Origin of the sequence: Streptomyces sp. NPDC050504 (assembly GCF_044458065.1) — a bacterium.
Taxonomy (GTDB): Bacteria; Actinomycetota; Actinomycetes; order Streptomycetales; family Streptomycetaceae; genus Streptomyces.
Genome location: NZ_JBITHO010000005.1, coordinates 326,126 through 345,877 on the forward strand (window position 1 = coordinate 326,126; position 19,752 = coordinate 345,877).

At 74.1% G+C, this 19,752-nt stretch carries 14 protein-coding genes, 2 tRNA genes and 1 pseudogene; 11 read left to right on the forward strand and 6 right to left on the reverse strand.

Translation table 11 applies throughout. The features are described 5' to 3' along the window. Positions 1–245 precede the first annotated feature (245 nt). From ACIBNE_RS20390 to ACIBNE_RS20400, 3 genes and pseudogenes are all read left to right on the forward strand, one after another. Positions 246–599 carry a hypothetical protein gene (locus ACIBNE_RS20390; RefSeq protein ID WP_399273430.1) on the forward strand — a complete coding sequence of 118 codons (354 nt, stop codon included), beginning with the start codon at positions 246–248 and terminating at the stop codon, positions 597–599. A gap of 200 nt (positions 600–799) precedes the next feature. Continuing rightward, positions 800–1,505: pseudogene (locus ACIBNE_RS20395) on the forward strand (hypothetical protein). Then, positions 1,496–1,569, forward strand: a tRNA-Lys gene (locus tag ACIBNE_RS20400). The pseudogene ACIBNE_RS20395 and the gene ACIBNE_RS20400 overlap by 10 nt, the downstream one beginning before the upstream one ends. Positions 1,570–1,670: 101 nt before the next feature. Here ACIBNE_RS20400 and ACIBNE_RS20405 read toward each other — a convergent pair. Further along, positions 1,671–3,032, reverse strand: a complete 1,362-nt coding sequence (locus ACIBNE_RS20405; RefSeq protein ID WP_399273432.1) for a M6 family metalloprotease domain-containing protein — start codon at positions 3,030–3,032, stop codon at positions 1,671–1,673. Between the two features lie 291 nt (positions 3,033–3,323). Between ACIBNE_RS20405 and ACIBNE_RS20410 the strand changes: the two genes are divergently transcribed. Next, the gene (locus ACIBNE_RS20410) at positions 3,324–5,123 is read left to right on the forward strand and encodes a putative bifunctional diguanylate cyclase/phosphodiesterase (RefSeq protein ID WP_399273434.1); all 1,800 of its coding nucleotides are present in this window, start codon (positions 3,324–3,326) and stop codon (positions 5,121–5,123) included. 25 nt (positions 5,124–5,148) lie between these two features. Here the strand turns inward: ACIBNE_RS20410 and ACIBNE_RS20415 are convergent, their stop codons facing one another. Next, positions 5,149–6,252, reverse strand: a complete 1,104-nt coding sequence (locus ACIBNE_RS20415; RefSeq protein ID WP_399273436.1) for an LLM class flavin-dependent oxidoreductase — start codon at positions 6,250–6,252, stop codon at positions 5,149–5,151. A 217-nt stretch (positions 6,253–6,469) separates the two neighbouring features. Between ACIBNE_RS20415 and ACIBNE_RS20420 the strand changes: the two genes are divergently transcribed. The 7 genes from ACIBNE_RS20420 to ACIBNE_RS20450 all read left to right on the forward strand — a co-directional run bounded on the left by ACIBNE_RS20420 (position 6,470) and on the right by ACIBNE_RS20450 (position 12,164). After that, entirely contained in the window at positions 6,470–7,900 is a 1,431-nt protein-coding gene (locus ACIBNE_RS20420; protein ID WP_399273438.1) for an amidase, read from the forward strand. Between the two features lie 150 nt (positions 7,901–8,050). Then, entirely contained in the window at positions 8,051–8,947 is an 897-nt protein-coding gene (gene ehuB / locus ACIBNE_RS20425) for an ectoine/hydroxyectoine ABC transporter substrate-binding protein EhuB (protein ID WP_399273440.1), read from the forward strand. Continuing rightward, positions 8,944–9,627 (forward strand): ectoine/hydroxyectoine ABC transporter permease subunit EhuC, encoded by a 684-nt coding sequence (ehuC, locus tag ACIBNE_RS20430; RefSeq protein WP_399273442.1) that lies wholly within the window; start codon positions 8,944–8,946, stop codon positions 9,625–9,627. Before ehuB ends, ehuC begins: the two co-directional genes overlap by 4 nt. Positions 9,628–9,659: 32 nt before the next feature. Continuing rightward, positions 9,660–10,277 carry an ectoine/hydroxyectoine ABC transporter permease subunit EhuD gene (ehuD, locus tag ACIBNE_RS20435; RefSeq protein ID WP_399274242.1) on the forward strand — a complete coding sequence of 206 codons (618 nt, stop codon included), beginning with the start codon at positions 9,660–9,662 and terminating at the stop codon, positions 10,275–10,277. After that, positions 10,267–11,088 carry an ectoine/hydroxyectoine ABC transporter ATP-binding protein EhuA gene (gene ehuA / locus ACIBNE_RS20440; protein WP_399273444.1) on the forward strand — a complete coding sequence of 274 codons (822 nt, stop codon included), beginning with the start codon at positions 10,267–10,269 and terminating at the stop codon, positions 11,086–11,088. The genes ehuD and ehuA overlap by 11 nt, the downstream gene beginning before the upstream one ends. Before the next feature lie 170 nt (positions 11,089–11,258). Next, on the forward strand, positions 11,259–12,017 hold the full coding sequence (locus ACIBNE_RS20445; RefSeq protein WP_399273446.1) for an IclR family transcriptional regulator: 759 nt from the start codon (positions 11,259–11,261) through the stop codon (positions 12,015–12,017). A 73-nt stretch (positions 12,018–12,090) separates the two neighbouring features. Beyond that, a tRNA-Lys gene (locus tag ACIBNE_RS20450) sits at positions 12,091–12,164 on the forward strand. Between the two features lie 66 nt (positions 12,165–12,230). Here the strand turns inward: ACIBNE_RS20450 and ACIBNE_RS20455 are convergent. The 4 genes from ACIBNE_RS20455 to ACIBNE_RS20470 all read right to left on the reverse strand — a co-directional run bounded on the left by ACIBNE_RS20455 (position 12,231) and on the right by ACIBNE_RS20470 (position 19,698). Beyond that, positions 12,231–15,371: an amidohydrolase family protein gene (locus tag ACIBNE_RS20455; RefSeq protein ID WP_399273448.1), complete on the reverse strand. Its 3,141-nt coding sequence runs from the start codon at positions 15,369–15,371 to the stop codon at positions 12,231–12,233. 549 nt (positions 15,372–15,920) lie between these two features. After that, a complete protein-coding gene (locus tag ACIBNE_RS20460) occupies positions 15,921–16,517 on the reverse strand; it encodes a lytic polysaccharide monooxygenase (RefSeq protein ID WP_399273450.1) in 597 nt (198 codons plus the stop codon). A 177-nt stretch (positions 16,518–16,694) separates the two neighbouring features. Next, positions 16,695–18,260 (reverse strand): SPFH domain-containing protein, encoded by a 1,566-nt coding sequence (locus ACIBNE_RS20465; protein ID WP_399273452.1) that lies wholly within the window; start codon positions 18,258–18,260, stop codon positions 16,695–16,697. 58 nt (positions 18,261–18,318) lie between these two features. Then, positions 18,319–19,698 carry a peptidoglycan-binding protein gene (locus ACIBNE_RS20470; protein ID WP_399273454.1) on the reverse strand — a complete coding sequence of 460 codons (1,380 nt, stop codon included), beginning with the start codon at positions 19,696–19,698 and terminating at the stop codon, positions 18,319–18,321. Positions 19,699–19,752 lie beyond the last annotated feature (54 nt).

The window sequence follows — 19,752 nt, forward strand, 5'->3', positions numbered from 1 at the left end:
TTCGCGCAGTTCCCCGCGCCCCTGACGGGGCGCCTGTACTGAACGGCCCCGTTCGGACGGACCTCCCAGGGGCGCGGGGAACTGCGCGACCGATCGGGCACGCGCCGGGCGTACCCGCCCCGCCCCGAGCGGGCCCGCCGCCCCTCTCCCCACCGCCCCCCGGAGGGTCTTGCGGGGCATTGGACAATGGACGGTGGTCTTCGCGTCTCCACAGAGCCGCACCACCCCCAGGGAGGGACACCGACATGGCCGAGCCCGAACGGACCGAACGGCAGCGGCTGCGCCCCGCACCGCTCCTCTTCGAACCTTCGGAAGCCACCTCCGACCCCGAGCACTTCTTCGACCTGGAGTCGATCGAGGACCCGGCCGAGCTGCTCGCGCGCTCCACCGAGCTGACCCTCGCGTTCCGCGCGGCGGCCGACCGGGCGACGGAGTTCCAGGCGGTCGCGGCCGCCCAGCTCGCGGACCCGCGCCGGTTCGACCGGCTGACGACCGCGGCGATCGCCGAGCGCGCGGACTGGACCGAGGACTACGCCAGGAAGATGGTCGACTTCGGCCGCGACCTGCTGCGCGACGGCGAGCCCGAGACGGAGAGATAGCCGACGGGAGAGCGGGACCCTCCGGGGGCTCGAACGGGAGCTTCCGGTTTCGCTCGTACGAGTGCCTTTTCCGCGCTCCGGGCAACCAGCCACCCGCCTGGCATATGCCGGGGCCGAAAGATACCCCGCCGCGCCCCACCCTGTCCCGGTTTCCGGCAACCCTCCGAAACGGAACCCTCACTGCCGGTACATCTGGCTGCATGAGTACCTGGCTGCGAGACGAGTTCCCCCCGGCCCTGACCGCCGAGCCGGACGACGAAGCAGACAAGGGGACGGGGCGCCGCGGCGTGTTCGCCGCCCTCCGGGAGGACGCGGGCCACAGCGCCTCGCAGATCACCGTCGCGGGGGCCTGGTGGCTCGCGTCCGCCGCGACGCACCCGCGCAGCACCCTCGCCCTCTGGGAGGGCCGGCCGACCGCGCCCGGCGTGCTGCCCTGCGGCACCGCCTTCGACGTGGTGAACGTGCCCGCCGTCTTCGGGCGCCGCATGCTCGACCTGCTCTGGGCCAGCGGCCCCGGCTCGGGCCCGGTCGCCACGCACCGCGGCAGGATGCTGCTCTTCGCCTCCCCCGGCACCGCCCACCGGCTGCCCTCGCTGCTCGCCTGGGAGGCCGGGGCCGCGGGCGGCACCCTGCCGCTGCCGCTCTGCCACGGCGCCGGGGACGCCGTGACCGTACCGGCGCTGAGCTGCGAGGACGGCTCGATGGGCCCCCGCTGGATGGTGGCGCCCGACAGCAGGCAGCCGTGGCTCCCCGGACCCGAGGTCCTGCTGTGGGCCTGCGTCCGCGCGGCCCGCACCGCTCCCCCGGCGCCCGGCGGACACCCCTTCGGAGGCGCCCTTGCGCATATCGATTTTTCCTCCCGCCGATCAGGGTGCTAATGTCTACGACGTCAGCAGGCGCCGCTAGCTCAGTTGGTTAGAGCAGCTGACTCTTAATCAGCGGGTCCGGGGTTCGAGTCCCTGGCGGCGCACAGACGGAAGAAGCCCCCGGAGCGAAAGCTCCGGGGGCTTCTTCGTATCCCCGGACATCCACGAGCCGCCCGGGAGCCGCCCGCGCAGGGCCCGCAGGGCGTCAGACCGTCGTGACCTTCACCGTCCACGCCCCCGACGGCGCCCGGTCCGCGACCTCGACCCTGATCCGCTCCCCCGACTCGCCCGGCACCGTGAACGTCTCGCCGACGCCCAGCGGCGCGTCCGCGAGCGGCGGGTACACCGACCGGTCCCAGCACGCCTCCGTACCCGGATGGGCGTCCACCACCTCGACGGGCCCCCCGCCGGACGCGGCCCTGCTGCTCACGCGGTAGATCAGCACGCCCTCCGTACAGGCGCCCCGGTCGTTGCCCGCCGAGCCGCGCGCCTCGATGGCGAGCGCGGAGTCCTCACCCGTACGGACGACCGCGAGCCGCGTCCCCGCACCGGCACCGATACCGGCACCAGCACCCGCCCCGGACCTCCCGGAGCCCGCCTCCGCCCCGGCGTTCACCGCACCCGTCCCCGCCGGACCCGCCGGACCCGCGCTCAGCGGTTCCAGGGTGAAGCGGGTCGCCGCGCGGGCGGGCAGGCACAGCACGTGGCGCCGCTCCAGCCAGCCCAGCTTCCACTTGTGCCAGCCGAACAGGTCGGGCGCGAGGCCGAACTGGCTGCCCATGACGTCCCAGTCGCCGACGTAGGTGTCCCAGTCGCCCTTGCCGTCCGCCGGGCGGTGGTACAGGTCGGGCAGGTCGAAGACGTGGCCGGTCTCGTGCGCGAGGACGTTGTCGTCGGGCGGGTGCCGCTCGAAGACCGTGACGATGCGCCGGATGTCCGTGCCGTCCGCGCGCAGCGGCTCGTCGAAGTTGACGACCTTCGTGGCGTCCGAGTCGACGCCGGGCGCGTCCGGGTCCGCGACCAGGTAGACGATGTCGTACCGGGAGAAGTCCACGCTCGGGTCGGCGGCGCGCACCGCGTCGCGCAGGTACGCCGAGCGGCGCCCCGCCTCCCAGTCCCGCCGTATCGCGTACGAGGTGGAGGTCGCTGGCATCTCGATCCACCGCCGCTGGGCGTGCGCCCGCAGCTGGAACCGCCCGTAGGAGGCGCGCTCGAAGAAGCGGCTGGTCACCGGGAAGTGGTCGGCCGCGAGCTCGGCGGGCGCGACGAGCGGGGTCGAGTCGGGGAAGGAGAGGAAGACCATGACGGCGTCGAGCTCGCGCACGGGGCGCGGGTAGGCGCCGTTCCAGGTGTCGAGGCCCAGCGAGTGGTGGGCCTCGGTGCGGGGCAGCGCGCAGGGCCCCTCGGCGGTCGGCGCCGCGACCGCGGGGCCCGCGACGAGGCCGGTGGCGGCGAGTGCCAGGAGGGAGGTGAGGGCGGCCGTCGCCGCGCGCAGGCTCGGCCGCCCCACTCCCTCGGGTGTCTGCTGACGCGGCACGTCGACCTCCGGGTGCGGAAAGCGGGACATCCCACCCACCCTGTGACGATTTCGCGCGGTACGCCCTGTTCCGCTGCCCCAGTCGGGTGAGGCCCACACGCACCAGAAACATCACAGAAAGTCACAAGTGATCACCCGGAACCCGCGCCGGACAAGACCCGCGCAGAAACGATCAGTCGCGAACAGCAACGTCCACCAGGTGCGCATGATCACTGTGGCGAAGCTAGCTGTGCCGTTGCGCCAGCCTCTATGATCGGCACACTTTCCTGCGTGGATTCCGCCCCGGCGGCAGTCCCCCGAACTGCACTGCGGGAGCGAGCGGTGAGCGGAACATCCGACGGTCTCGTCCGGCCACCGGTCACGGAGCGTCAGCACACGGTCGGGCGCACCGCATCAGAACTGCGCGACTACCGCGCCGCCTTCAACGCCGCCCACCTCGCCATGGCGGTGGTCGACCGCGACGGCGTCGTGATCGCGGCGAACGACGTGCTCGGCAGCCTCGTGGGCGCCGACCCCGCCGACCTCTACGACCAGGCCGCGGCCGACCTCTTCGACCTGGCGTCCGACGGCCGCACCTGGAACGCGTACCGCGACGTGCTGCGCGGCAACCGCAACCGCTTCCGCTGCACCCGCCGCCTCAAGCACCCCGACGGCCGCTCCCTGTGGGCCGAGGTCATCGTCGCGCCGCTGCCCGACAGCTCCCACGTCCTGCTGTCCATCAACGACATCAGCGACCGCCGCGAGCTCCAGGCCAGGCTGCGCCACCTCCAGATGCACGACCCGGTGACCCGGCTGCCCAACCGCACGCTCTTCTTCGAGCGGCTCTCCCAGGCGCTGGAGGCCCAGTCGTACGACGACGGCTCCACCACGGGCCGGATCGGGCTCTGCTACCTGGACCTCGACGGCTTCAAGGCCGTCAACGACACGCTCGGCCACCGCTTCGGCGACCGGCTGCTCGCCGCCGTCGCCTCCCGGCTGACCGCCTGCGCCGACCAGACCGGGTACGCGCGCAGCGGCGGGCACCTCGTGGCGCGGCTCGGCGGCGACGAGTTCGCGATCCTGGTCGAGGACTCGACCGGCACGGAACAGCTGGCCGACCTGGCGCGCGCGGTGCTCTCCGCGCTCCAGGCGCCCTTCGACCTGGCGGGCCAGCGGATCTCGGTCTCCGCCTCGATCGGCGTGGTGGAGCGGGCCGCCGCGGGCAACAGCCCGACGGGCCTGATGCAGGCCGCCGACACCACGCTGTACTGGGCGAAGGAGGACGGCAAGGCCCGCTGGACGCTCTTCGACCCGGAGCGCAACGCCCACCGCATGACCCGCCAGGCCCTGTCCTCCACGCTGCGCGAGGCCGTGGAGCGCGGCGAGTTCGCCCTGGAGTACCAGCCGCTGGTCGGGATGGACGACGGGACGGTGCGGGGCGTGGAGGCGCTGGCGCGCTGGAACCACCCGCAGTTCGGGCAGTTGTCGCCGAATCGGTTCATCGCGATCGCCGAGGAGGACGGCTCGATCGTCCGGCTCGGCCGGTGGGTGCTGCGGACCGCGTGCGAGCAGGCCAGGCAGTGGCAGAAGGACCACCCGGGGGTCAGGCCGATCTTCGTCAGCGTCAACGTGGCGGTGCGCCAGGTCTGGGACTCCGACCTGGTGGCGGACGTCGCGGAGATCCTCGCGGAGACGGGGCTGGCGCCGCACCTGCTCCAGCTGGAGCTGACCGAGTCCGCGGTGATGGGCTCGGCCGGCCGCCCGCTCCAGGCGCTCCAGGCGCTCAGCGACATGGGCGTGCGGATCGCGATCGACGACTTCGGGACGGGGTACTCCAACCTCGCCTACCTGTCGCGGCTCCCCGTCTCCGTACTGAAGCTGGACGGGTCGTTCGTGAAGGGCTTCAGGTACGACGACGGGGCGCACCCCAACCCGGCCGACGAGACGATCGTCGAAGCGATGGTCGACCTCGCGCACCGGCTCGGCCTGACCGTCACCGCGGAGTGCGTGGAGACCTCGGGCCAGGCGCAGCGGCTGCGCCGCATCGGCTGCGACACCGGGCAGGGCTGGCTGTACTCGCGGGCGGTCGAGCCGTCCCGCATCGCCGCGATGATCAGCGGCGACGCGACGGTCGGGGGCTGAACCGGGGCCCCGGTCACCCGGGCCGTCAGCCCGGCAGCCCGTACGCGTCCGCGATCAGCTCGTACGAACGCAGCCGCGCGTCCCCGCCGTGCGCGTTGGCCGTGATCATCAGCTCGTCGGCGCCCGTGCGCTTCTGGAGGTCGTCCAGGCCTGCGCGGACCTCGTCCCCGGTGCCGTGCACGACGTTGCTCAGCCAGCCGTCCACGAAATCGCGTTCCGCGGCGCTGAACTCGTACGCCGCCGCCTCCTCCGGCGTGGGGATCAGGCCGGGCCGCCCGGTGCGCAGCCGGACCATGGACAGCGCGCCGGTGAGTACCTGGCGGTACGCCTCCTTCGGGTCGTCGGCCGCGAGGGCGCCCACGCCGATCAGGGCGTACGGGGCGTCCAGCACCGCGGACGGGCGGAACGACGCGCGGTACAGGTCGAGCGCGGGGATCGTGTTCTGCGCCGAGAAGTGGTGCGCGAAGGCGAACGGCAGTCCGAGGACGCCCGCGAGCCGGGCGCTGAAGCCGGACGAGCCGAGCAGCCAGACCGGCGGGCGGCCCGAAGGGCCCTGCACCGGTCCCGGCACGGCGTGGATGCGGGCGTACGGGTGCCCGTCGGGGAAGTCGTCGTCCAGGAACCGGGTCAGTTCGGCCAGCTGTTCGGGGAAGTCATCCCCAAGCTCTCGGCTTCGCTCGAGCAGGGGAGACCCCACTGCCCCTTCGTTCAGCCGGTCCGTGCGGCGCAGCGCGGCCGCCGTGGCGCCGTCCGTGCCGGGCGCGCGGCCCAGGCCCAGGTCGACGCGGCCCGGGGCCAGCGCCTCCAGCGTGCCGAACTGTTCGGCGATGACCAAGGGAGCGTGGTTGGGCAGCATCACACCGCCCGAGCCGAGCCTGATGCGCTCGGTGTGGGCGGCGAGGTGGGCCAGGATCACGGCGGGGGACGAGGAGGCGACGCCCGGCATCGAGTGGTGCTCGGCCACCCAGTGGCGGTGGTAGCCGCGCCGCTCGGCGAGCTTCGCGATCTCCACACTGGTGGCCAGGGCCTGGGTCGCGGTGCGGCCCTGTCCCACGGTCACCAGATCGAGCACCGACAGGGGTACCTGTGCGTCGCCGTTCGCCGTGCCTCGAATGTCGTCCGCGTCCACCGGGGGCCCTCCTGAGCGTGCTCGTACGTCTGCCGAAGGGCTAACAGGAGGGTCACTCCGCTTATTCCCCGCAGGTCGGCCCGCTTCGTGGAGTCCACGCCGGTCGCGCCGGTCACGGCGGTCGCCGAACGGTGGATCGCGGGCGCGGCCCCCGACGTCTTCGAGCGGAAGCCTCCGCCGAACGTGGTCGACGGGGAACGTGGGTACGTCACTGGGCATGACTGACGCGACCGAGTTAAGCGAACTGACAGCACGTCAACTCCTGACCGGTTACGAGAAGGGGGACTTCTCCCCCGTCGAGGCGGTCCGCGCGGTGCTGGCGCGGGCGAAGGAAGTGCAGCCGCTGTTCAACCCGTTCGTACGGCAGGAGGAGTTCGACGAGGCGGGGGCGCTCGCGGCGGCCCGGGAGTCGACGGCCCGCTGGCGCGCCGGGGAACCGGCCGGCCTGCTCGACGGGGTGCCGGTCACCGTCAAGGACCTGCTGCTCACCCGGGGCACGCCGACGCTGCGCGGCTCGCTGACCGTGCGGAACGAGGGGCCCTGGGACGAGGACGCGCCGTCCGTGGCCAAGCTCAGGGAGCACGGCGCGGTGCTCGTCGGGAAGACGACGACCCCCGAGTTCGGCTGGAAGGGGGTCACCGACTCGCCCGCCTTCGGGATCACCCGCAATCCGCACGACCCCGCGCGCACGGCGGGCGGATCGAGCGGCGGGAGCGCGGCGGCGGTGGCGCTCGGCGCGGGGCCGCTGTCGCTGGGCACGGACGGCGGGGGCTCCATCCGCATCCCCGCGTCCTTCTGCGGGGTGTTCGGTCTCAAACCCACCTACGGGCGGGTGCCGCTGTACCCGGCGAGCCCCTTCGGCACGCTCTCGCACTGCGGCCCCGTCGCCCGGGACGCGGCGGACGCGGCACTGCTGCTCGACGTGATCAGCGGGGCGGACTGGCGGGACTGGACGCACCTGGGGGCGGCGGGTGCGGTGATGCCGGTGCGGGACGCGCTGGGCGGGCCCGAGGGGGCGGGCGTACGGGGCCTGCGGGTCGCGTACTCGCCGTCCCTCGGCGGGCAGGTCGCGGTGCGGCCCGACGTCGCCGCGGCGGTGCGGGCGGCGGTGACGCGGCTCGCGGAGCTGGGCGCGTACGTGGAGGAGACGGATCCCGACATCCGCGATCCCGTCGAGGCGTTCCACACCCTGTGGTTCAGCGGCGCCGCGCGGGTCGTGCAGCGGCTCGGGCGGGAGCAGCGGGAACTGCTCGACCCCGGGCTGCGGGAGGTCTGCGCGCGGGGCGCGCGGTACAGCGCGCTGGAGTTCCTCGCGGCGACGGAGGTGCGGGCCGATCTGGGGCGGCGCATGAACCGCTTCCACGAGCGGTACGACGTGCTGGTCACGCCCACCCTGCCGATCACCGCGTTCGCGGCGGGCGTCGAGGCGCCCGGCGGGGGCGTCGCCGGGGGCGGGGCGCGGCGGTGGACCGGGTGGACGCCGTTCACGTACCCGTTCAACCTGACGCAGCAGCCCGCCGCGTCGGTGCCGGTCGGCCCGGACGCGGGGGGCCTGCCGGTGGGGCTCCAGGTGGTGGCGGCGCGGTACGGGGACGGGCTGGTGCTGCGGGTCGCGCACGCGCTGTACGGGGCGGGGGCGGCGGGGTAGGGCGGTAGGCCGGAGGGCGGGGCGGTAGGGCCGGGGGGCGTAGGCCGGGGGCCGGGGGCCGGGCGGGCGCACCGGCCCCGTCAACCCCGCCGAACCCGCCGTTCTCGATCCGCCCGCATACCTCGCGTGGAGTCGGGTAGCCGCGCGCCCATGGCTCGTACAAGAAAGACCGGCCCGCCCGCATCCGGCCACCGGGAGCGCATACCGCGGCGCTCGCTCCTCCTCGGCTGCGGCGCGGCCGCCGCCCTCGGGGCGGCCGGGTGCTCCAGGGTGCCGTCCGGCGACACCCTCGCCCGGCTCACCTCGCAGGGCACCGTGCGCCTGGGCATCGCGGGCGAGGCCCCGTACGGCTTCATCGACGCCGAGGGCGACTTCACGGGCGAGGCCGTGGAACTCGCCAAGGTCGTCTTCAAGCGCCTCGGGGTCCCCGGGGTCCAGCCCGTCGCGACCGACTTCGCCTCGCTCGTCCCCGGACTCAACTCCCAGCAGTTCGACGTCGTTTCGGCCGGGATGTACATCAACAAGGAGCGCTGCGCCCAGGTCCTCTTCGCCGACCCCGAGTACCAGATGCTCGATTCCTTCATCGTCAGGAAGGGCAACCCCAAGGGCCTGCGCGACTACGCCGACGTCGTGCGGACCAAGGCGCGCTTCGCCACCGGCGCGGGCTACGCGGAGATCGCGTACGCCGTCGAGGCGGGCGTGCCCGAGAAGGACGTCGTGATCCTCCAGGACCCCGTCGCCGGGCTCGACGCGGTGGAGTCGGGGCGCGTGGACGTCTTCGCCGGTACGGCGCTGACCAGCCGCAACGTGGTGCGCAAGAGCCGCAGGGCGGAGGCCACCGAGCCGTTCGCGCCGACCGTCGGCGGAAGGAAGAAGGTCGACGGCGGCGGCTTCGCCTTCCGCCGCGCCGACCGCGGGCTGCGCGACGCCTTCAACGTCGAGATCCACAAGATGAAGAAGAGCGGCGAACTCTTCCGCATCCTGGAGCCGTTCGGCTTCACCAGGGCGGAGATGACCGACCTGACGGCCGAGGAGCTGTGCGCATGACGTCCGGACTCTGGACGAACTGGGTGCTGCCCGGCATCTGGGTCACGGTCCAACTCACCCTGTACAGCGCGGCGCTGGCCACCGCCATCGCGTTCGGCGTCGGCACGGCCCGCACCCACCGCTCGCGCCTCGTGCGCTTCCTCGCCGGTTTCTACACCGAGGTCTTCCGCGGCACGTCCGCGCTGATCCTGATGTTCTGGCTGTTCTTCGTGCTGCCCGCGCTCTTCGGCTGGGCCCTCGTCCCGATGTGGGCCGCGGTGCTGGCGCTGGGCCTCGGCTACGGGGCGTACGGCGCCGAGATCGTGCGCGGCGCGCTGAACTCCGTGTCCCCGGCGCAGCGCGAGGCCGGGATCGCGCTCAACTTCACGCCCTGGCAGCGGCTGCGGCTGATCCTGCTGCCGCAGGCCGTGCCCGAGATGATCCCGCCCTTCAGCAACCTGCTGGTCGAACTGCTCAAGGGCACGGCGCTGGTGTCGCTGCTCGGCGTCGCCGACGTGTCGTTCGCGGCCTACCTGGTGCGGCTCGCCACCCAGGAGAGCGCCCGGATCTACTCGATCACGCTCGGGATCTACTTCGTGCTCGCCTTCGTCCTCACCCGCGGCATGAAGGCCCTGGAACGCCGGGCCAAGGCCGGGATCGGCATCGACGTGAAGGCCACGACCGCCGGAGGTGCCCGGTGAACGGCTGGGACTGGGACGCCGTCTGGGACTTCATGCCGCGCTTCTGGGACGGGCTGCTGGTCACCCTCCAGGTGCTGGCGCTCGGCTCGCTGCTCTCGTTCTCGCTCGGGCTGCTGTGGGCGATCGCCTTCCGGGCGCCGACCCGCTTCGTGCGCTGGCCGGTGAACCTGGTCACGGAGTTCATCAGGAACACCCCGCTGCTCGTGCAGCTGTTCTTCTTCTTTTTCGTGCTGCCGGAGTGGGGCGTGCAGTTCTCCGCGCTCACCACCGGCACGCTGGCGATCGGCCTGCACTACTCGACGTACACCGCGCAGGTCTACCGCGCCGGGATCGACGCCGTGCCCGCCGGGCAGTGGGAGGCGGCGACCGCGCTGAGCCTGCCCGTCGGCCGGACCTGGACCGCGGTGATCCTGCCGCAGGCGATCCGGCGGATCGTGCCCGCGCTGGGCAACTACGTGATCGCGATGCTGAAGGACACGCCGCTGCTCGCCGGGATCAGCGTGCTGGAGATGCTCCAGCAGTCCCGGCTGGAGAGCGCGACGACGTTCCAGTACACCGAGCCGCTGACCGTCGTCGGCGTCGCCTTCGTCCTCATCGCCTACCCGGCTTCCCTTCTGCTGCGAGCCCTGGAGCGCCGTCTTGTCCGCTGACACCACCGACACCACCGACACCACCAACACCACTGACACCGCCGAGAGCGCCGACACCACAGCGCCCCCCGGAACCACCGACCTCATCCGCTTCGAGAACGTCACCAAGCGCTACGGCGACCACACCGTCCTCGACGACCTCTGCTTCTCCGTGCGCCCCGGCAAGCACGTCACGCTCATCGGCCCCTCGGGCTCGGGCAAGACGACGATCCTGCGGCTGCTGATGACGCTGGTGAAGCCCGACTCGGGCACCATCCGGGTCAACGGCGGGCAGCTGTACCCGGCGCCGGAGAGCGAGCTGCGCGAGGTCCGCAAGGACATCGGCATGGTGTTCCAGCAGTTCAACCTCTTCCCCAACATGACGGTGCTGCGCAACATCACCGAGGCCCCGGTGCGGGTGCTCGGCCTCTCCAAGGACGAGGCGGAGGCGCGCGCCAGGGAACTGCTCGACATGGTGGGGCTCGGCGACCGCTGCGACGCGAAGCCGACCCAGCTCTCCGGCGGCCAGCAGCAGCGGGTGGCGATCGCCCGCGCGCTGGCGATGCGGCCGAAGGTGCTGCTGCTCGACGAGGTGACGTCGGCGCTCGACCCCGAGCTGGTCGCGGGCGTCCTCGACGTGCTGCGCGACATCGCCCGCACCACCGACATCACGATGCTCTGCGTGACACACGAGATGAACTTCGCCCGGGACGTCTCGGACGAGGTCTTCATGTTCGACCGGGGCAAGGTCATCGAGTCGGGCCCGCCGGAGCGGATGTTCTCCGCACCGGACCACGAGCGGACCAGGGAGTTCCTGAGCGCGGTCCTCTGACGGGGCGAAGATCGCACGGCGTGCCTCTGGCACGTGCCAGATCGGTGCGCCCCTGGTGACGGCCGGGGGCGCACTGTGATTCTGACCAACATCCGTGTCACTTCCGGCGCTTGGCCGTTATCGTGGAACGCGAGGACCGCCGTTGTGATCCGGTACTGGTAGGGGGACGCGTGGCCCTGAAGCCCGAGCCGACCGCACCGTTCCATTCGGTGCAGTACGCACTGCGCGTACTCGAAGCGATCGGCAGACACGGCGGCGGTGTCACCGACACCCAGGTCGCCCGCGAGACGGGACTGCCCCCGGGGCACCTCGCCCCGCTGCTCGCGATGCTCCTCAGGGAGGGGTACGTCGAGCAGGCGGGCGACGGCGCCTACGTGATCGGCGACTCCCTCGTCCTGCTCGGCTCGGGCGCCGCCCGCCAGGAGGCCGTGGCGGCCAAGCTCGACGCGACGCTCGCCGAGCTGCGCGACTCCGTCGGCGCGGCGGTCTACGTCAGCCGGTACATCGACGGCGAGGTCCGGATCACCCGGATCGCCGACGGCCCGCGCACCCCCGCGGTCAAGGAGTGGGTGGACTTCCGCTCCTCGGCCCACGCCAGCGCCGTCGGCAAGTGCCTGCTCACCCAGCTCGACCGGGACGGCCGCCGCGACCACCTCTCCCGCCACAAGATCGCCCGGCTCACCTCCCGGACGATCACCAGCGAGAAGGTCCTCTTCTCCAGGCTCGACAGCCAGCCCGCGACGGTGCCGGTGCTCGACCTCCAGGAGTACGCGGTGGGCACGGTCTGCGCGGCCGTGCCGCTCACCGCCGGGTCGGCCGTCGGCTGCCTGGCGCTCTCGCTGCCCGTGGAGCACGCGCACCGGCTGCGCTCGGCGGCGGACGCGCTGAACCGGCAGGCCGCGCCGATGGTCCTCTCGCTCACGCTCTGAGGGCCGGGGGGCGGCCGGAAGCGCGTGGTCGGGAGCACCCCGAAAAGCCAGGTAGTATTAACTCTGTCAGCAGGCGCCGCTAGCTCAGTTGGTTAGAGCAGCTGACTCTTAATCAGCGGGTCCGGGGTTCGAGTCCCTGGCGGCGCACAGACGGGAGAAGCCCCCGGAGCGAAAGCTCCGGGGGCTTCTTCGTGTCCGGACCCCGGCGCCCGGCTAGCAGCAGCCGTCCCCCCTCATCAGCTCCCCCACGGCCGACCAGTCCCCGCTCCCGTCCCCGGACCGCCGCCGGCCGCCGTACGGCTCCGCGAGCGCCGCCCTCTCGTGGACGCGCCCGCCGACGACCGCGCCCCCGATCCGCACCAGCGTCCCGAAGTCGTCGAACGGGTCGCCGTCCACCAGCGCCAGGTCCGCGAGCTTCCCCTCCTCGACCGTCCCGAGGTCGTCCGCCGCGCCGAAGATCCGCGCCGGGACCGCCGTCACCGTCAGCAGCGCCTCCGCGGGCGAGAAGCCGTGCGCCACCAGGGCGCGCAGCACCAGGTGCAGGTACATCCCGACCGGGGTGAGCGGGGTGTCCGTACCCATCGCGACGAGCCCGCCGCCCGCGATCACCGTCCGGTAGGTGTCCAGCTCGCGGCGGTGCGCCTCGCGCTCGGCCGCCGTCGGCGCCTTCGCCGCCCGCTCCCTGATCGACGCCACGTCCCAGGGCGGCATCATGTCCGTCACCCGGGGGTCGTCGACCAGGTCGGGGTTCTCGGCGAGCAGCGCGTTCGCGCTGAACGGGGTCGCCAGCAGGTGGAAGCCGCCCCGGGTGTAGTTCTCGACCGTGTCCGCGTACGTACGGCTCGCGGAGGTCGCGCCGTGGCCGTACTCGGTGCGCTCGGTGGCCACCAGGTGCGTGGTGAGGTCCTGGCCCGTCTGGACGCCCTGCGAGCACAGGTGCGAGCCGGAGAGCACCCCGAGCCGTTCGTGCCCGAAGCGGGCGGCCGCCGCCATGTACGCGGCGGGGGCGCGGACGTACGTCTTCACGAAGTCCCAGTCGAGCGCGGCGCCGCGCGCCAGGGAGCGGCGCAGCCCGTCCGCCGTGCGGTGGGCGCGGCCCATGGAGTACGCGACGCGCGGCCCGTCGAGCAGTTCCCCGGTGGTCAGCAGGCGCGGACCGTTGAGCCGCCCGGCGGCGATGTCCTCCCTGAGCCTGGCCTGCTCCAGCGAGAAGCCGCCGAGCGCGACGGTGGTGGTGACGCCGTAGGCCAGTTCCAGCGCGGTCTGCCGGGCGCCGTAGGTGTACTGCCAGGGGTGGGTGTGGGTGTCCCAGAGGCCGGGCAGGACGGTGCGGTCGGAGGCATCGACCGTGCGGGTCGCGCGGCGGCCCGCGCGGTGCGGCTCGACGGCGGTGATCCGGCCGTCGCTGATCAGGACGTCGACGTCCGCGCGGGGCGGGGCGCCGGTGCCGTCCCAGAGCTGCCCGGCCCTGACGACGGTGTCGACGGGGGCGGGGCGGCGGTAGCGCAGGGCGACCGGGACGCGGCGGGCGGGGCCGCCGTCGAGCGGGGTGAGCGTGAGGCGCCCTTCGGCGAGGTGCAGGAGGGTGCGGGAGTCGCCCGACCAGGAGGGGTGGTCGGCGCCCTCGTCGCCGATCTTCCTGGGCTCGCCCGCCGGGGTGCCGTCGGGGTGCACGGGCAGCACCCAGAGCGCGGACTCGCTGACGCACGCGAGGTGGCGGCCGTCGGGCGACCAGACGGGGCCCGACGCGTAGCGGTCGGAGAGCGAGGCGAAGGGCGCGAGGGCGTGCAGCCGGGCGGCGCCGGTCTCCGTGTCGACGGTGCGGATGAGGTTGTAGCCCTCGCGGAAGCGCTGGTTGAGGCGGTTGCGGTCGCAGTACGCGAGGTACCGGCCGTCCGGCGACCAGCTCGGCGGCCCCGGCAGCCCGCCGCCGCCGAGCGGGGCGGCCAGCGCCTTCTCCCCGCCGGTCGCCAGGTCCCGCAGCAGCAGGTTGCCCGCCAGGTCGAGGCAGGCGAGGCGGGTGCCGTCCGGGGAGAGCGCGCCGTGCACCCGGCCGCCGGGCGCCAGGACGGTGTCCTCGCCGGTGGCCAGGACGTGTCTGCGCACGGCGTTGAGGCCGCCGTCCCGGTCGTCGGTGTACAGCAGGGAGCGGCCGTCGCGCGCCCAGGAAGGGCCCTGGAGGTACGCGGTGGGCGCGGCCTGCACCAGTTTGCGCGGCGTGCCGCCGCGCGAAGTGGGCTGGATCCAGAGGGCGTTGAGCGCGACAAATGCGATGGATCGCCCGTCGGGCGAGAGGACGGGCTGCTGGATGCCGCGCACGCGGCGGGGGCCGCGGGGCTCGAAGTCGTACTCCTTGGTCCGGTACGCGGGGCGCCGCACGTCCAGCGTGGCACTGAACGGCACGGGGGTCTGGGGGCCCGGCTGGTTCGAGCCGCGCGGGCGCACGATCTGGAAGCCGCCGTCGACCGTGACGAGCAGCCGCTCCTCGTCCAGCCAGCGGGGCGGGGAGGCGACGAGCTCGCCCTTCACGGGGACGGGCGCGCCGTTGGCGACGAGGACGACCTGGTCGAGGCGGGCGCCCGGGTTGACGGTCCGCAGCCAGGCGGGTCGGCCCCCGGGCGAGAACGCGGGGGCCTGGAGGTTGCCGGGCTCGGTCTCGGTGTACCGGACGGTGACGGGGCCGCCTCCGGCGGGGACGTCGGCGAGGGTACGGGCCCTGAGGGTGGCGCCGTCCAGGTGGGCGCGGACGAAGACGACGCGCTCGCCGTCGGGGTACCAGGTGGGGTCGAAGTCCTCGAAGGGCCCTTCCCCTTCGGTGAGCGGCGTGAGCGTGCCCGTACGGATTTCGACGGTCCAGATGCGGTACGGGCTGCCCTTGACCGGGTCGCCGCCGCGCTCCGAAGCGAAGGCGATGCGGGTCCCGTCCGGGGACCAGGAGGGGCCGCGGTCGTCCCAGGGCCCGTCGGTGAGCTGCCGCAGCCCGCTGCCGTCGGTGTTCATCACCCACACGTGGAACTGCCCGCCCTTGTAGCAGGCCATGGCGACGCGCCGCCCGTCCGGCGAGGCGACGGGACGGGTGGGCTCCAGGTCGGGAGTGGTGAGGGCGCGGGCGGGGCGGCCGTCGTCGCCGAACTCCCAGAGGACGTTCTGCACTTCGGCGAGGTAGCGGCCGGGACCTGCGGGGGTGGCGCCGCCGTTGGTGGCGGCGGTGAGGTGGAGGGGGGTGCGGGAGGTGGTGGCGGCGGCCGGCGCGGGCGCGGCGCCGGCCGTGGGGGCGTTGGCGAGGGTGACGAGGGCGGTGCCCGCGGTGGCCTGGAGGAAGAGGCGGCGCGGCACGGGTGGCGTGGGCGACAAGGGGACCCCTTGGTCTCGGGGGGTGCGGTCGCTCCCACTCGTACCGGTGGAGGGCGTGCCCCGGCGAGAGGGCGGGGCAGGATTCAGCCGGACGTGGCAGGGCTCGCGCGATCCTTGGGGGCGCCCGGTCCTTGAGGGCACCCGGCCCAGGAGCGGCGTCCCTTCCAGGAGCCGCGTCCGGGGCGGGCCCGCTCCGGGTTCGCGGGTGCGCGGCCGCGTGCGCCCCGCACTCGCGCGGTTCCCCGCGCCCCTGTCGGGGCCCCGTACGGGACGCTCCCGTCCGGCACGGGTGCGCGGGACGGTCCCGTCCGGCACAGGTGCGCCCCTTCAAGGGGCGCGGGGAACCGCGCGACCGGCCCTTCACCGGGCCGCGGGCGACCGGCCGCCGGGAGCGGACTCGCCACCCCGCAAGGGGACGGGCGCCGTGCGCGCGTGCGCGGGGAAGGCCCCCGCGCAGGGGAAGCCGCACGCCCAGCGCCGTACGGCCGGTGCCCGGCGGCGGGTGGGGAGAAGGCCCCTCACCCGCCGTCCCGGGTCACCGGCCCGCACTCAGACCCGGACGTCGGCGCACGAGTAGAACGCGTTGCCCGTGTCGTTGATCGTCCAGACGCCCAGGATCAGGTGGCGTCCGGTCTTGCCGGAGGGGATCGCCGCCTGGTGGGTGACCGTGGCGTCCGGGCGCTGACCGCCGTACGGGATCGACAGGAACGGCTGCGGGTCGAGGTCGGCCCTGGTGAGCGCCCTCTTGCCGTCCCAGCCGTTCTTGGTGATGTAGTACTTGAAGTCGGTCGTGGAGTGCCGTGCGGTGATCCGCCACCGGAAGCTGTAGCTCTGCCCCGCGCTGACCTGCGTGGTCGGCCAGGCGCCGCCCCGCGGGTCGTCGAGCTGTGAGAACTGGCCGAGGCCGCCCGCACATATCCGCCCGTCGGACGGGCCGCCCGCCGGGAAGCCCTTGGGGCCCTCGACGCTCTGCGGCTCCCACTGGATGGGACCGCAGTTGGTGACAGAACCCTGCTGGCAGAGCTTCGCCCTGCTGACAGGGCTGTCCACATAGCCGTGACCGTCGGCGCTGCCGGTCGCGAGCGTCGTCACGCCCGCGACGGCGAGGCCGATCACGGCCGCGTACATCCTGTTGTTCTTCCGCATGCTGCCGCTCCCGTAGAACGTGGGGGAAGGTTCTGTGAGCCGTGCTGTGCGGTCTAGACCAAGTCCCAGATTATTGACGGGACTTGAACATGTCCATACCAATGGCCGTCGGTTTCGGGATGCGGACCCCAGGATTCTGGCCGCGCGGGCGGCGCCCGCCCCTCGGGGCGCCTTCCCTCAGGGCGCCTCCACCCCGCCGGCCCGGCCCGTGTAGAACGCCACGGTCAGGTCCTTCACCAGCGCCTTGCGCTCGTAGTCGTCCAGTTCCACGAGCCCCCGCGAGGTCAGCCGGTGCACCGTGTCGTCGACCGCGTCCACCACCGAGGTGAGCACGCTGTCCCGGTGCTTGGCGTCGATCGCCGCGACCCGCCGCCGCTGCATCGCCGCCGCGACCTCGGGGGCGTACTCGATCCTGGTCGGCTGCGCCGAGAAGACCTCGATCCCGGCCGCCTCGCCCTCCGACCTGAGCAGCCGCGTCAGCGCGTCGCCCACCGCCTCGGCGTTGCGCAGCGTCGGCGCGTCCTCGTGGAAGGCGTCGGCGGGCAGCTGGGAGAGGACCCGCGCCATCGCCGCCTCCACCTGCTCGCGCAGGTACGCCTCGTGGTCGGCCACGCCCAGCACCGCCCGCGCGGTGTCCCGCATCCGCCAGACGACCAGCACGACCACCCGCAGCGCGGTGCCGCACGAGTCCACCGCGGGCAGCGGCTCGCTGCGCCAGTGCCGCAGCCGCACGTCGACCCGGCGCCGCAGCAGCAGCGGGCTCACCCACACCAGGCCCGTGCGCCGCACGCTCCCCCGGTAGTCGCCGAAGAGCGTGAGCACCCACGCGTACCCGACCCTGCCCCTGCCGAGGCCGCCGAGCGCGAAGAGCACCACCGTCACCAGCAGCGCGAGCAGCGCCCACCAGCCGAGCCCGATGCCGTGGTACGGGTACGTGCGCGCCCCGAGCCCCTTCAGCAGCTCGCCGGGCGCCGCCCCCACGCGCCACAGCACACCCGCGATGGCGGCGAGCCCGGCCAGCCCGACGAGCGCGGCGATCCACCCCGCGACCACGGGCCCCCGCCGCTCCGCGATCGCCGGATCCCCGACGGGCGCGGGCCGCGCGGGCGCGGCGGGCGGCGCGGACACGGGACGCCTCGCGGCGGGGGGCCGCGCGGCGGGCCTCGGGGCGGGCCCTGCGTCGTCCCGGAACAACAGGTGCACCGGGATCGCGGAGGTCACCTCGTTGGCGATGACCGAACCGCGCCGCGCCCCGGGGGGAACGGCGCCGCCGGAAGCGGATCCGCCGGAGGCGGACGCACCCGGGACGGCGCCACCGGGAGCCGCGGCACTGGACGCCACCACCCCGGAAGCCACCGCGCCGGAAGGCACCGCGCCGGAAGCCGTACCGCTGGACACCGCGGCGCCCGCGGCCACCGCCGGGGCCGGTTCGGCGACCGGGCCGTCCGCGCGCACCGCCTCGGCCTCGGGCGCACCCGCGGGGCCCGCGACCGTCGCCGACGGGACCGCCGCCGGTCTCGGCACGGGCGCGGCCGGTTCGACCGCGGCCTCCTCCCGGCCCTGCGGCACGGCGGGTCCCGCCGCCGCGCCCGGGTTCGGCGGACCCGCCGGGCCCGTCCGAACCGGCCGCGCCGCCCTATCGGGCCGCTCCGGCCGCCCCGCCCCGGCCTCCCCGGCCTGCCCGGCCTCCCCCGTCACCCCGTCCTCCCCCGGCGTCCCGTCCGCCCGCTCCGTCTGGTCCATTCGTGTCACCCGTTCCGTTCCGTCCGCTCCGACCGGCCCGCCCGGTCGATGCCCTCGCTCATCCGAAGAGCCGTCGCCACGTCTCGGGGCCCGGGTAGCCGTCGGCCGCCCCGGCTCCCCAGCCCTGCGCCCGCTGGAACGCCTCGACGTTGCGCCGGTCGGCCTCGCTCCAGCGGGGCCCGGGGCCCGACGTGTAGTGCTTGCCGAACCCGCGCTTCACCAGCTGGCGCCCCAGCTGCTCCACGTACGCGTTGGACTGCCCCGGCTTGAAGTGGCCGCGCCCGGGGAAGGCCGCCGCCCCCGGCGCGCCGCCCGCCCCCTTGGCAGGGGCAGGGGCCGCGCCGCCCCTGCCGGAGCCTGGCGCCGCGTCGCCGATGTCCTTGCCGCCGCCGTCCACCAGCAGCCGCCAGGTGTGCGGCCCCGGCAGTCCGTCCGCCTCCGCGCCCGTCCAGCCCTGCGCCCGCTGGAACGCCCGGGTGGCGCGCCGGTCGGCGTCGCCCCAGCGCGGCCCCGGGCCCTGGCTGTAGTACTTGCCCGCGCCCCGGTCGACGAGCATCTGCCCGAGCCGGGTGACGTACTTGTTGGAGGCGCCGGGCCCGAAGAACTTCACGCCCGGGTAGCCGGTCGCGCCGACCCCGCCCCCGGTGGTGCCGCCCGCCAGGCCCTTGTAGCGGTAGGCGACGTACCGGGCGGAGTTGTTCCAGTACGCCATGGGCGTGGCCTGCTTGCGGGTGCGCGGGCGGGCCTGCTCGTAGGCGATGTAGTACGTGTGGGTGTAGTCGGTCCAGCCGCCGAAGATCGTGACGTGCGAGCCCCTGGTCGGGTTCGCCGGGTTGTGGAACAGCAGGATGTCGCCGGGCTGGAGGTCCTCACGCGCTATCCGCGTCCCGTACTGCGCGAGGCTTCCCGTCCATTCGTTGCCGCCGAGGTTCCAGGCCATCGAGACGAAGCCCGAGCAGTCCTGGCGGTACCCGTCCGACCAGTACTTCTCCATGCTGTACGGGACGCTCGCGCTCACCCAGCGCTTGGCCCGGTTGATGATGTCCGCCCGGGTCGTGGTCCGCAGCGCCTTGGTGGAGAACGCCGCAGGGGTGGCGGACGGGCCCGCGAGGGGCCGTCCGTGCAGCGGGGCCGCCCCGCCCTGGGGCGTGGCCGGATCCGCATCCCGCGCGGGGGCGGCGCCGAGCGTCCGCAGCGCGACCCCGCTCGCCGGGCCGTCCGCGGCGGCCGCCTCGCCCACGAGGGCGTCGGCGCCGCTGCCCATCACCACCCCCGCGGCGGTGACGAGCACCAGGGCGCGGCGGACGCACTGGGCCCCGGGGTGACCGCCCGCGCCCGGTGGCAGCGCCCCGGCCGCGAGCGCCCTGCGGTGCTGGACGCAGCCCGCGCAGGCGCAGTCGTCCGCGGGCTCGTACTCCTCGAAGACCGGAACAGTCATGCGATTCCCCTCCGCACTCTCAAGAATCTTTTGACGCATCCGCACGGGCGCCAG